The 13236-nt window shown below is 43.2% G+C and carries 13 protein-coding genes; all 13 read left to right on the top strand.

From position 1 onward, the window contains the following. Window positions 1-12: 12 nt before the first annotated feature. The 13 genes from mapZ to tig all read left to right on the top strand — a co-directional run bounded on the left by mapZ (window position 13) and on the right by tig (window position 13221). The gene (gene mapZ, locus M9H69_RS08220) at window positions 13-1455 is read left to right on the top strand and encodes a cell division site-positioning protein MapZ (RefSeq protein WP_250315355.1); all 1443 of its coding nucleotides are present in this window, start codon (window positions 13-15) and stop codon (window positions 1453-1455) included. Window positions 1456-1530: 75 nt separating this feature from the next. Next, entirely contained in the window at window positions 1531-2955 is a 1425-nt protein-coding gene (gene gndA, locus M9H69_RS08215; protein ID WP_007518502.1) for an NADP-dependent phosphogluconate dehydrogenase, read from the top strand. Window positions 2956-2966: 11 nt separating this feature from the next. Further along, window positions 2967-3656, top strand: a complete 690-nt coding sequence (locus M9H69_RS08210; protein WP_250315354.1) for a response regulator transcription factor — start codon at window positions 2967-2969, stop codon at window positions 3654-3656. 99 nt (window positions 3657-3755) lie between these two features. Next, window positions 3756-4775, top strand: a complete 1020-nt coding sequence (gene cbpC / locus M9H69_RS08205) for a choline-binding protein CbpC (RefSeq protein ID WP_250315353.1) — start codon at window positions 3756-3758, stop codon at window positions 4773-4775. A 119-nt stretch (window positions 4776-4894) separates the two neighbouring features. Continuing rightward, entirely contained in the window at window positions 4895-5773 is an 879-nt protein-coding gene (gene mvk, locus M9H69_RS08200; RefSeq protein ID WP_250315352.1) for a mevalonate kinase, read from the top strand. Continuing rightward, window positions 5755-6708: a diphosphomevalonate decarboxylase gene (mvaD, locus tag M9H69_RS08195; RefSeq protein WP_250315351.1), complete on the top strand. Its 954-nt coding sequence runs from the start codon at window positions 5755-5757 to the stop codon at window positions 6706-6708. Before mvk ends, mvaD begins: the two co-directional genes overlap by 19 nt. Beyond that, complete coding sequence (locus tag M9H69_RS08190) at window positions 6695-7702, top strand: phosphomevalonate kinase (RefSeq protein ID WP_250315350.1); 1008 nt, start codon at window positions 6695-6697, stop codon at window positions 7700-7702. Before mvaD ends, M9H69_RS08190 begins: the two co-directional genes overlap by 14 nt. Continuing rightward, on the top strand, window positions 7686-8687 hold the full coding sequence (fni, locus tag M9H69_RS08185; protein WP_000210658.1) for a type 2 isopentenyl-diphosphate Delta-isomerase: 1002 nt from the start codon (window positions 7686-7688) through the stop codon (window positions 8685-8687). Before M9H69_RS08190 ends, fni begins: the two co-directional genes overlap by 17 nt. Before the next feature lie 166 nt (window positions 8688-8853). Then, window positions 8854-9552, top strand: a complete 699-nt coding sequence (liaF, locus tag M9H69_RS08180; RefSeq protein ID WP_009729816.1) for a cell wall-active antibiotics response protein LiaF — start codon at window positions 8854-8856, stop codon at window positions 9550-9552. Next, complete coding sequence (locus M9H69_RS08175) at window positions 9549-10544, top strand: sensor histidine kinase (protein ID WP_250315349.1); 996 nt, start codon at window positions 9549-9551, stop codon at window positions 10542-10544. Before liaF ends, M9H69_RS08175 begins: the two co-directional genes overlap by 4 nt. Window positions 10545-10557: 13 nt before the next feature. Further along, a complete protein-coding gene (locus M9H69_RS08170; RefSeq protein WP_250315348.1) occupies window positions 10558-11190 on the top strand; it encodes a response regulator transcription factor in 633 nt (210 codons plus the stop codon). Beyond that, on the top strand, window positions 11191-11847 hold the full coding sequence (locus M9H69_RS08165) for a DNA alkylation repair protein (protein ID WP_250315347.1): 657 nt from the start codon (window positions 11191-11193) through the stop codon (window positions 11845-11847). Between the two features lie 90 nt (window positions 11848-11937). Next, window positions 11938-13221: a trigger factor gene (gene tig / locus M9H69_RS08160; RefSeq protein WP_250315346.1), complete on the top strand. Its 1284-nt coding sequence runs from the start codon at window positions 11938-11940 to the stop codon at window positions 13219-13221. Window positions 13222-13236 lie beyond the last annotated feature (15 nt).

Below are 13236 nucleotides of genomic sequence, written 5' to 3'. Positions count from 1 at the left end.
AAAGGTAAACTCATGAGCAAGAAAAGACATGATCGTCATAAAAAAGAACAGCAAGAGCCACAATTCGACTTTGACAAAGCAAAAGATTTGACTGTTGGTCAAGCAATTCGTAAGAATGAAGAGGTTGAGGCTGGAGTATTGCCTGAAGATAATATCTTGGACAAATACATCAAACGGCACCGCGAAGAGATCGAGGCAGATAAGTTCGAAACTCGTCAGTTTGAAAAAGAAGAATTGGCTTCTACTCGAAACTTAGAGGAATTGATCCAAGAAGTTCGTGAAACAAGTGAACTTTCTGGAGAGGTAGAAGGTTCAGATGTGGTTTCCGAGGAATCTATTGAAGAGATAGACAATGAAGAAACTACTCAGTTTGTTCCTCCACTTCAAGATGAAGAAAGTACTGAAATAGAGCCTCTCGTTTTAACAGAAACAGCATCCAAGGAAATGAATGAGGAAAATGAGGAACAAGAAGAAACCTACACTTCCCTATCACGATCAGTACAGACGGAACCTGAAACAGGCTCTAAAAAGAAACGTGTGATTACCATCGTTTCTGTGGTAGCTGCGATTCTTGTTCTTGCTGGGACGTATTATGTCTACCGTCAGGTATCTCGTTCAAACCAAGAAATTCAGTCTTCTCAAGCATCTTCAGGAAATCAAGAATCGCAAACCGACTTGCAAGAGTTCAATACGCTTTATGACTCCTTCTATACAGATGCCAATAAGACTGCTTTAAAAAATAGCCAGTTCGATAAGTTGAGCCAGCTAAAAAACTTGCTAGATAAGTTAGAAGGTAGCCGTGATTATACACTAGCTAAGTCAAAATACGATAGCCTAGCAACTCAAATCAAGGCCATTCAAGATATCAATGCCCTCTTTGAAAGTCCAGCTATTACTGACGGTGTCTTGGATACCAATGCTAAAGCCAAGGCGGATGCTAAGTTCACGGAAGTTAAAACGGGAAATACAGAGCTTGATAAACTGTTAGCTCAGGCGATTAGCCTTGGTAAGAGCCAACAAACCAGTGCTTCCAGCTCAAGTTCCAGCTCAAGTCAAGCAAGTTCAAGTTCCGCTACAGAAAACAATGCAAGCAGTACGACGCCTTCAACAAGCACTACGGCACCAGCTAGAGATACAAATGGTGGTTTATCTGGTGATGGTGTAAATCTACAGAGAGGACTTAGTCGTGTACCGTATAACCAATCAGCTGTAGACGATAGCAACAATCCTGCCTGGACGTTTGCAGATGGTGTATTGGAACAGATCCTAGCAACATCACGTGCACGTGGCTACATCACTGGCAACCAATACATTCTCGAACGTGTCAATATTGTAAACGGAAACGGCTATTACAACCTCTACAAACCGGATGGAACCTACCTCTTCACCCTCAACTGTAAGACGGGTTACTTTGTAGGGAATGGTTCTGGTCATGCAGATGACTTGGACTATTAGGAGTCCGTTACAAAATTCTTTCCTTTCATAGGTAAAAATGATAAAATAAAACAAATGAAATAAGAGGAGTGTCACATGACAAAAGCTAACTTTGGTGTCGTAGGTATGGCCGTAATGGGTCGTAACCTTGCCCTAAATATCGAATCTCGTGGTTATACAGTTGCCATTTACAACCGTAGTAAAGAAAAAACAGAAGACGTGATTGCTTGCCATCCTGAAAAGAACTTTGTGCCAAGCTATGACGTGGAAAGCTTTGTAAACTCAATCGAAAAACCTCGTCGTATCATGCTCATGGTTCAAGCTGGACCTGGTACAGATGCTACAATTCAAGCCCTTCTTCCACACCTCGACAAGGGTGATATCTTGATTGACGGAGGAAACACTTTCTATAAAGATACCATCCGTCGTAATGAAGAATTGGCAAACTCAGGGATCAACTTTATCGGTACTGGAGTTTCCGGTGGTGAAAAAGGTGCCCTTGAAGGTCCTTCTATCATGCCTGGTGGACAAAAAGAAGCCTACGAATTGGTTGCTGATGTTCTTGAAGAAATCTCAGCTAAAGCACCAGAAGATGGCAAACCATGTGTGACTTACATCGGTCCTGATGGAGCTGGTCACTATGTAAAAATGGTTCACAACGGTATCGAGTATGGTGACATGCAATTAATCGCAGAAAGCTATGACTTGATGCAACACTTGCTTGGTCTTTCTGCAGAAGATATGGCTGAAATCTTTACTGAGTGGAACAAGGGTGAATTGGACAGCTACTTGATCGAAATCACAGCTGATATCTTGAGCCGTAAAGACGATGAAGGTCAGGATGGACCAATCGTAGACTATATCCTTGATGCTGCAGGGAACAAGGGAACTGGTAAATGGACTAGCCAATCAGCTCTTGACCTTGGTGTGCCATTGTCACTCATCACTGAATCAGTATTTGCTCGCTACATTTCAACTTACAAAGAAGAACGTGTGCATGCAAGCAAGGTTCTTCCAAAACCAGCTGCCTTCAAATTTGAAGGAGACAAGGCTGAGTTGATCGAAAAGATCCGTCAAGCACTTTACTTCTCAAAAATTATCTCATACGCACAAGGATTTGCCCAATTGCGTGTGGCTTCTAAAGAAAATAACTGGAACTTGCCATTTGCAGACATCGCCTCTATCTGGCGTGATGGCTGTATCATCCGTTCTCGTTTCTTGCAAAAGATCACAGATGCCTACAACCGTGATGCAGACCTTGCAAACCTTCTCTTGGATGAGTACTTCTTGGATGTTACTGCCAAGTACCAACAAGCAGTTCGTGATATCGTAGCTCTTGCTGTTCAAGCTGGTGTACCAGTGCCAACTTTCTCAGCAGCTATTACTTACTTTGATAGCTATCGTTCAGCAGACCTTCCTGCTAACTTAATCCAAGCACAACGTGACTACTTTGGTGCCCATACTTACCAACGTAAAGACAAAGAAGGAATCTTCCACTACTCTTGGTATGACGAAAAATAAGTAGGTCTGCCATGGGGAAACGGATTTTATTACATGAGAAAGAACGAAATCTCGCTCGTTTTCTCAGTCTGGAACTCCAAAAAGAGCAATACCGTGTTGATCTTGTAGAGAAGGGGCAAAAAGCCCTCTCCATGGCTCTCCAGACAGATTATGACTTGATTTTACTGAATGCTCGTCTGGGGGATATGACAGCCCAGGATTTTGCAGAGAGGCTTAGTCGGACAAAACCAGCCTCAGTGATTATAGTCTTGGACCATCGCGAAGAATTGCAAGACCAGATTGAGACAATCCAGCGATTCGCCGTTTCTTACATCTATAAGCCAGTGATTATTGATCAGCTGGTGGCTCGTATTTCAGCGATTTTCCGAGGTCGGGACTTCATTGACCAACACTGTAGTCAGATGAAGGTCCCAACGTCATACCGTAACCTACGTATGGATGTAGAACATCATACCGTTTATCGTGGCGAGGAGATGATTGCTCTGACGCGCCGTGAGTATGACCTTTTGGCCACTCTCATGGGAAGCAAGAAGGTCTTGACTCGTGAGCAGTTGTTGGAAAGTGTTTGGAAGTACGAAAGTGCGACAGAGACCAATATCGTGGATGTTTATATCCGTTATCTACGTAGCAAGCTTGATGTAAAAGGTCAAAAAAGCTACATTAAAACCGTGCGTGGTGTTGGGTACACCATGCAAGAATAGAAAAGCAGTTGCAGTTGTGTAACTGCTTTTTTTGAGGGATTTCTATATATTGACATACAGTCAACTCTTTGCTACAATCAGTTATGGAGGAAAGATCGAATGAAAAAATTTAAAATAATGATGCAAGTTGGACTAGCCGTCTTTTTCTTTAGTTTGCTAGCGACAAGCACCGTATTGGCGGATACCACAGGTGGACAGTTTGTTGATAAGGACAATAGAAGATATTATATAAAAGATGACCATAAAGCAATCTATTGGCATAAGATTGACGGGAAAATGTACTATTTTGGTGATAGAGGAGAAATGGTTGTCGGTTGGCAATACATAGAAATTTCAGGATCAGGCTATCGCGATAATTTATTTGATAATCATGGGGTAAAAGAAATTGGGCTCCAACAAAGATGGTATTACTTTGGTCCGGATGGAGCTTTGCTAGAACAGATAGAGAAACAAGTCTTAGAGGCAAAATCGTCTGAAAATACAGGAAAAGTATATGGTGAACAGTACAATCCTTCTGCCGAGAAGAGAGCCTATTACTTCGATGCAGATTACGCCTTGAAGACAGGTTGGATTTATGAAGATGGTCATTGGTATTATTTAAATAAGCTAGGAAGTTCTGGTGATGATCCTTACTATCCACTACCAATTGGTGAAATGGCTAAGGGTTGGACTCAAGATTTTCATGTTATTTTTGGCATTGACAGAAGCAAACCTGCTCCATGGTACTACCTAGACCCAGAAACTGGAATTATGCAAACTGGGTGGCAACAACTTGGCAATAAGTGGTACTATCTCCGTTCATCAGGAGCCATGGCAACTGGTTGGTATCAGGAAGGCTCCACTTGGTATTATTTAGACGAGCCAAATGGCGATATGAAAACGGGCTGGCAATACCTGGGGAACAAGTGGTACTACCTCCGTTCATCAGGAGCTATGGCAACTGGTTGGTATCAGGAAGGTTCGACGTGGTATTATCTAAACGCAAGTAATGGTGACATGAAGACAGGCTGGTTCCAGGTCGGAGGGAAATGGTACTATGCTTATAACTCAGGCGCCTTAGCAGTGAATACGACTGTAGAAGGCTATTACGTCAATTATAATGGCGAATGGATCCAATAATGAAAGGGGCGATTGTGAAGGAAACAATCGCTTTTTTTGTGAAAATATAATAAAATAGATAGGAGGAAATACAACTGTATGAAAAGCAAGACGGTCTTTCCGTCTGATTAAAGGAAAACATGATAAAAAAAGTTGGTGTCGGTCAGGCACATAGTAAGATTATTTTAATAGGAGAGCACGCTGTTGTATACGGCTATCCTGCCATTTCCCTGCCTCTCTTAGAGGTAGAGGTGACATGTAAGGTAGTTCCTGCAGCGAGTCCGTGGCGTCTTTATGAGGAGGATACTTTGTCCATGGCAGTTTATGCTTCGTTAGAATATTTAGAGATTAAAGAGGCCTGCATTCGCTGTGTGATTGACTCGGCTATCCCTGAAAAACGGGGAATGGGTTCGTCAGCAGCTATCAGCATAGCAGCCATTCGAGCTGTTTTTGACTACTATCAAGCCGACCTGCCTCATGATATATTAGAAATCTTGGTCAATCGGGCTGAGATGATTGCCCATATGAATCCAAGCGGGTTGGATGCCAAGACCTGTCTCAGTGACCAACCTATTCGCTTTATTAAAAACGTTGGATTTACAGAGCTTAAGATGGAACTATCCGCTTATTTGATTATTGCAGATACGGGCGTGTATGGTCACACTCGTGAAGCCATCCAAGTGGTTCAAAGCAAGGGGAAGGATGCCCTACCGTTTTTGCATGCCTTGGGAGAATTGACCCAGCAGGCAGAAGATGCGATTAGACGAAAAGATGCTGAGGGACTGGGACAAATCCTCAGTCAAGCGCATTTACATTTAAAAGAAATTGGTGTCAGCAGCCCTGAGGCAGACTCCCTCGTTGAAACGGCTATTAGCCATGGTGCTCTAGGCGCCAAGATGAGTGGTGGTGGACTAGGAGGCTGTATTATCGCCTTGGTAGCCAATCTGGACCAAGCACAAGAACTAGCAAAACGATTAGAAGAGAAAGGAGCTGTTCAGACATGGATCGAAAGCCTGTAACAGTACGTTCCTACGCAAATATTGCCATTATCAAATACTGGGGAAAGAAAAAAGAAAAAGAGATGGTTCCTGCTACTAGCAGTATCTCTCTGACTTTGGAAAATATGTATACAGAGACGACCTTGTCGCCTCTGCCAGCCCTTGCGACGGCTGATGCCTTTTATATCAATGGTCAGCTCCAAAATGAGGCTGAGCATGCCAAAATGAGCAAAATCATTGACCGCTACCGTCCAGAAGGTGAGGGATTTGTCCGTATCGATACCCAAAACAACATGCCGACCGCAGCGGGCCTGTCCTCTAGTTCTAGTGGTTTGTCCGCCTTGGTCAAGGCATGCAATGCTTATTTCCAGCTTGGATTGGATAGAAGTCAGTTGGCACAGGAGGCTAAGTTCGCTTCAGGTTCTTCCTCTCGTAGTTTTTATGGGCCACTCGGTGCCTGGGACAAGGATAGTGGAGAGATTTACCCTGTTGATACTGACTTGAAGCTAGCTATGATCATGTTGGTGCTAGAGGACAAGAAAAAACCAATTTCTAGCCGTGATGGGATGAAACTCTGTGTGGAAACCTCGACGACCTTTGATGACTGGGTACGCCAGTCTGAGAAGGATTATCAGGATATGCTGGTTTATCTCAAAGAGAATGACTTTACCAAGGTTGGGGAATTGACTGAGAAAAATGCCCTTGCTATGCACGCTACGACAAAAACAGCATCACCATCCTTTTCTTATCTAACGGATGCGACTTATGAAGCGATGGATTTTGTTCGCCAGCTTCGTGGGCAAGGGGAGGCCTGCTACTTTACCATGGATGCTGGTCCCAATGTCAAAGTCCTCTGTCAGGAGAAAGACTTGGAGCATTTGTCAGAAATCTTCGGTCAACGTTATCGCTTGATTGTGTCAAAAACAAAGGATTTGAGCCAAGATGATTGCTGTTAAAACTTGCGGAAAACTCTATTGGGCGGGTGAATATGCTATTTTAGAGCCAGGACAGTTAGCCTTGATAAAGGCGATACCTATCTATATGAAAGGAGAGATTGCCTTTTCTGATAGCTACCGTATCTATTCAGATATGTTTGATTTTGCAGTGGACTTGACGCCAAATCCTGCCTACAGCTTGATTCAAGAAACGATTGCTTTAGTGGAAGATTTTTTGACCTATCGAGGTCAGGATTTAAGGCCTTTTTCTCTAGAAATCAGTGGAAAAATGGAACGGGAAGGCAAAAAGTTTGGTCTGGGTTCTAGTGGTAGCGTCGTTGTCTTGGTGATCAAGGCCCTACTGGCCCTATATGATATTACGGTTGATCCGGAACTCTTGTTCAAGCTGGCTAGCGCGGTCTTGCTCAAGCGAGGCGACAATGGTTCTATGGGAGACCTTGCCTGTATTGTGGCAGAGAATTTGGTTCTCTACCAGTCGTTTGATCGAAAGAAGATAGCTACGTGGTTGGAAGAAGAAAACTTGGCGACAGTTTTGGAGCGCGATTGGGGTTTTTCTATCTCACAGATAAAACCAGGTCTAGAATGTGATTTCCTAGTGGGATGGACCAAGGAAGTGGCTGTATCGAGTCAAATGGTTCAGCAAATCAAGCAAAACATAGACCAGAATTTTTTAACATCCTCAAAAGCAATGGTGTCTGCTTTGGTAGAAGCCTTGGAGCAGGGGAATGCAGAAAACATCATCGAGCAGGTGGAAACAGCCAGCCAGCTCTTAGAAGGCTTGAGCCCAGATATATACACACCTTCGCTGAGACAGTTGAAAGAAGCCAGTCAAGATTTGCTGGCTGTTGCCAAGAGTAGTGGTGCTGGTGGTGGTGACTGTGGTATTGCCTTGAGTTTTGATGAGCAATCAACTGAAACCTTTAAAAATCGCTGGGCCGATCTGGGGATTGAGCTCTTATACCAAGAAAGGATAGGACATGACGACAAATCGTAAGGACGAGCACATCCGCTATGCCCTTGAGCAAAAAAGCTCCTATAATAGCTTTGATGAGGTTGAGTTAATCCACTCTTCGCTACCGCTCTATGACCTAGATGAGATTGATTTGTCTACAGAATTTGCAGGTCGAAAGTGGGACTTTCCTTTTTATATCAATGCCATGACGGGTGGGAGCAAAAAAGGTAAAGAAATCAATCAAAAGCTGGCTCAGGTGGCAGAAGCCTGTGGGATTTTATTTGTGACGGGTTCTTATAGCGCAGCCCTAAAAGATCCAACAGATGGCTCTTTTTCTGTCAAATCTAGCCATCCAAATCTCCTCCTTGGAACCAATATTGGATTGGACAAGCCTGTTGACCTAGGACTTCAGACTGTGCAAGCAATGGATCCTGTTCTCCTGCAGGTGCATGTCAATGTCATGCAGGAATTGCTCATGCCCGAGGGAGAAAGGAAGTTCAGAAGCTGGCAATCGCATCTAGCAGATTATAGCAAACGCATCCCTGTTCCTCTTGTTTTAAAAGAAGTCGGTTTTGGCATGGATGCCAAGACCATCGGGAGAGCCTATGAACTGGGTGTTCGAACCTTTGACCTGTCAGGTCGTGGTGGTACCAGTTTTGCCTACATTGAAAACCGTCGTAGTGGTCAGCGTGACTACCTCAATCAATGGGGACAATCCACCATGCAAGCCCTTCTCAATGCCCAAGGCTGGAAAGACAAGGTCGAACTCTTGGTCAGTGGAGGTGTTCGGAACCCGCTTGATATGATTAAGTGCCTGGTCTTTGGAGCCAAGGCTGTGGGACTGTCACGTACCGTTCTAGAGTTGATTGAAACCTATTCCGTCGAAGAGGTGATTGGCATTGTCCAAGGCTGGAAAGACGATCTGCGTTTGATCATGTGTGCCCTTAACTGTGCCACCATAGCGGATTTGCAAAACGTAGACTATATTCTTTATGGCAAACTCAAAGAAGCAAAAGATCAGATGTAGAGAGGTCGGGACAAGAATCCCGCCCTTTTTTGTAGCCTTTTGTCAACTGTAGTGAGTTGATGAAACCAAGCTTGTACGAGCGATTTCTGTCCCATCTCCTTTTTCCATCCTCAGACCGAGGTGACTTTTTTGAATTGTGATAAAATAGAAGGGAGAGGATGCAGCTATGAAAAAATTTCAAATCTTTTTATTTATTGAAGCCTGTCTATTGACGGGAGCTCTGATTTTGATGGTATCAGAGCATTTTTCGCGTTTTCTGCTGATTCTATTCCTCTTTTTGCTCTTGCTCCGCTATTATACAGGGAAAGAAGGCAACAATGCTTTTCTCCTTGTTGCAACCATTCTTTTCTTTTTCATCGTCATGCTCAATCCCTTTGTGATTTTAGCTATCTTTGTGGCAGTTATCTATAGTCTCTTTCTTCTTTATCCGATGATGAATCAAGAAAGAGAGGAGACGGACTTGGTCTTTGAAGAGGTGGTGACGATTAAAAATGAACGCAATCCTTGGTTTGGCAATCTCCATCATTTCTCTAGTCACCAGACCTGCCAATTTGATGATATCAACCTCTTTCGCCTCATGGGCAAGGACACCATTCATCTAGAAAGAGTTATCCTAACCAATCATGACAATGTCATTATCCTTAGAAAAATGGTCGGAACGACTAGGATTATCGTACCTGTAGATGTGGAAATCAGCCTCAGTGTCAACTGTCTTTATGGAGATCTTACCTTCCTTCATCAACCTAAGAGATCCCTTCGTAATGAACACTATCATCAGGAAACCAGAGACTACCTCAAGAGTAACAAGAGCGTCAAAATTTTCCTAACCAGTATGATTGGAGATGTGGAGGTGGTTAGAGGATGAAAAAGCAATCCTATCTATTAATCGGGCTGACTTCTCTCCTTTTTATCCTCTTTTTGACCAATAGTCTACTGGATATTCTCAATCTTGATTGGTCCTATTTGCTACAAGATATCGAAAAACTGGAAAAGTTAATCTTCTTGATCTTTGTCTTTAGTCTTTCCATGTCCTTCTTTTTTGTCCTCTTTTGGAGGGTGATGGAAGAAATTTCTCGCAGAAAAATGCAGGTCAATCTCAAGCGCTTATTAGCAGGGAAAGAACTAGTTTCTTTTGCAGATCCAGACTTGGATGCCAGTTTCAAGTCCTTATCTGGTAAGCTCAATCTTTTGACAGAAGCTGTTCAAAAGGCTGAAAACCAAAGCCTAGTCAAGGAAGAAGAAATCATCGAGAAAGAACGGAAGCGGATAGCGCGTGACTTACATGATACGGTTAGTCAGGAGTTGTTTGCGGCGCATATGATTTTATCAGGTGTCAGTCAGCAGGCTTTGAAGCTTGATAGAGAAAAGATGCAGATCCAGTTGCAAAGTGTCGCAGCCATCCTCGAAACAGCCCAGAAAGATCTACGGGTCTTGCTCTTGCATTTGCGACCCGTTGAGTTGGAAGACAAGAGTCTGGTTGAAGGGATTCAAATTCTCTTAAAAGAACTTGAGGACAAGAGTGATCTCAAGGTAAGTCTCAAGCAAAATGTGTCTAAATTGCCTAAGAAAATCGAAGAGCACATCTTCCGCATTATTCAGGAGTTGATCAGCAATACCCTTCGCCATGCTCAGGCATCTTGTTTGGATGTCTATCTCTATCAGACAGATGTTGAATTGCAGCTAAAGGTAGTGGACAATGGGATTGGTTTCCAGTTAGGGAGCTTAGACGACTTGAGTTATGGACTGAGAAATATTAAGGAGCGGGTCGAAGATATGGCAGGTACTGTTCAACTCTTGACAGCACCTAAGCAAGGACTAGCGGTTGATATCCGTATTCCCTTGCTAGACAAGGAATGATAAAGGAGTAGAGATGAAAATTTTACTGGTAGATGACCATGAAATGGTCCGATTGGGCTTGAAAAGCTACTTTGACCTCCAAGACGATGTAGAAGTTGTGGGCGAGGCGGCCAATGGGTCTCAAGGTATTGAGTTGGCCTTGGAACTGCGCCCAGATGTCATTGTCATGGATATTGTCATGCCTGAGATGAATGGGATTGATGCTACCTTAGCCATCCTCAAAGAATGGCCTGAAGCCAAGATTTTGATTGTGACCTCTTACTTGGACAATGAAAAAATCATGCCGGTCTTGAACGCTGGTGCCAAAGGCTATATGCTCAAGACTTCTAGTGCAGACGAACTGCTCCACGCTGTCCGTAAGGTCGCAGCTGGTGAACTTGCTATTGAACAAGAGGTCAGCAAGAAGGTTGAATACCACCGCAATCATATGGAACTTCATGAGGAATTGACTGCTCGTGAACGTGACGTGCTTCAACTCATCGCCAAGGGCTACGAAAATCAGCGCATCGCAGATGAACTCTTTATCTCTCTCAAGACGGTCAAGACCCACGTGTCCAACATCCTTGCCAAGCTTGAGGTCAGTGATCGCACTCAGGCGGCGGTCTATGCCTTTCAGCACCACTTGGTAGGGCAGGAGGATTTTTAGATGAGTCTTGCAGATATACTTGAGGAGCTAGAAGCGGCAAAAGATCTGCATAAAGCAGGGCCCATGGAAGCCTATATGCGCTACCAATTTTCCTTTTTAGGTATTGCAGCTCCTGAAAGAAATGCCCTTTATAAAAAATACTTTCCAAGCGCGAAAAAAACAAAGCTCATCGATTGGGATTTTGTAGACACTTGCTGGGAAAAGGAGCCTAGAGAATACCAGTATGTGGCTGCCAACTATTTGAAAACTATGCAGTCTTATCTAACAGAGAATGATTTGCCTAAGCTTGAGCGTCTGGTTGTGACCAAGTCCTGGTGGGATACGGTAGATATTCTAGACCGAGTAGTAGGAAGTTTGGTATATGACAAGCCAGAACTGGGAGAAATCATCCTCCAATGGAGTTTATCAGATAATATCTGGCTGAGACGAGTCGCTATTAACCACCAGTTGTTAAGGAAAGAGAAAACAAATGTCCAACTGATGGAAAAGATCCTGCTCAACAATCTGGACCAGACAGAATTTTTTATCAACAAAGCCATCGGCTGGGCCCTAAGAGACTACTCCAAAACCAATCCGGAATGGGTAGCAAGCTTCATCGAAAAAAACAGGGAAAGAATGGCTGAACTCAGTATCAGGGAAGCAAGCAAGTACCTTTAGCATCATTGAAAAGCGCATTCATGACTTGAAAAATAAGGTTAATCTATGATATAATGGACTGTATTAAAAAATTTAAGGAGAAATGACAGAATGTCTGTATCATTTGAAAACAAAGAAACAAACCGTGGTGTCTTGACTTTCACTATCTCTCAAGACCAAATCAAACCAGAATTGGACCGTGTCTTCAACTCAGTAAAGAAATCTCTTAACGTTCCAGGTTTCCGTAAAGGTCACCTTCCACGTCCTATCTTCGACCAAAAATTTGGTGAAGAGTCACTTTACCAAGACGTTATGAACGCTCTTTTGCCAAACGCTTATGAAGCTGCAGTAAAAGAAGCTGGTCTTGAAGTCGTTGCACAACCAAAAATCGATGTGACTTCAATGGAAAAAGGTCAAGACTGGGTTATCACAGCTGAAGTCGTGACAAAACCTGAAGTAAAATTGGGTGACTACAAAAACCTTGAAGTATCAGTAGATGTAGAAAAAGAAGTAACTGACGCTGACGTTGAAGAACGTATCGAACGCGAACGCAACAACTTGGCTGAATTGGTTATCAAAGAAGGCGCTGCTGAAAATGGCGACACTGTTGTTATTGACTTCGTTGGTTCTATCGACGGTGTTGAATTTGACGGTGGAAAAGGTGAAAACTTCTCACTTGGACTTGGATCAGGTCAATTTATCCCTGGTTTTGAAGACCAATTGGTTGGACACTCAGCTGGCGAAACTGTTGACGTTGTCGTAACATTCCCAGAAGACTACCAAGCAGAAGACCTTGCAGGTAAAGAAGCTAAATTCGTGACAACTATTCACGAAGTAAAAGCTAAAGAAGTTCCAGCTCTTGACGATGAACTTGCAAAAGATATCGACGAAGAAGTAGAAACTCTTGACGAATTGAAAGAAAAATACCGCAAAGAATTGACTGCTGCGAAAGAAGAAGCATACAAAGATGCCGTTGAAGGTGCAGCAATCGATAAAGCTGTAGAAAATGCTGAAATCGTAGAACTTCCAGAAGAAATGATCCACGAAGAAGTTCACCGTTCAGTAAATGAATTCCTTGGAAACTTGCAACGTCAAGGGATCAACCCTGACATGTACTTCCAAATCACAGGAACTACTCAAGAAGACCTTCACAAACAATACGAAGCAGAAGCTGAGTCACGTACCAAGACTAACCTTGTTATCGAAGCAGTTGCCAAAGCTGAAGGATTTGACGCTACTGAAGAAGAAATCCAAAAAGAAATCGAGCAATTGGCAGCAGACTACAATATGGAAGTTGCACAAGTACAAAACTTGCTTTCAGCTGACATGTTGAAACACGATATCGCAATCAAAAAAGCTGTTGAATTGATTACAAGCACTGCAACAGTAAAATAATCTTAAAAGAGAAAA

Origin of the sequence: Streptococcus oralis (assembly GCF_023611505.1) — a bacterium.
Taxonomy (GTDB): domain Bacteria; phylum Bacillota; class Bacilli; order Lactobacillales; family Streptococcaceae; genus Streptococcus; species Streptococcus oralis_CT.
The sequence above is the reverse complement of the archived record's forward strand: the minus strand, read 5'-3'. Positions and strand labels throughout refer to the sequence as shown.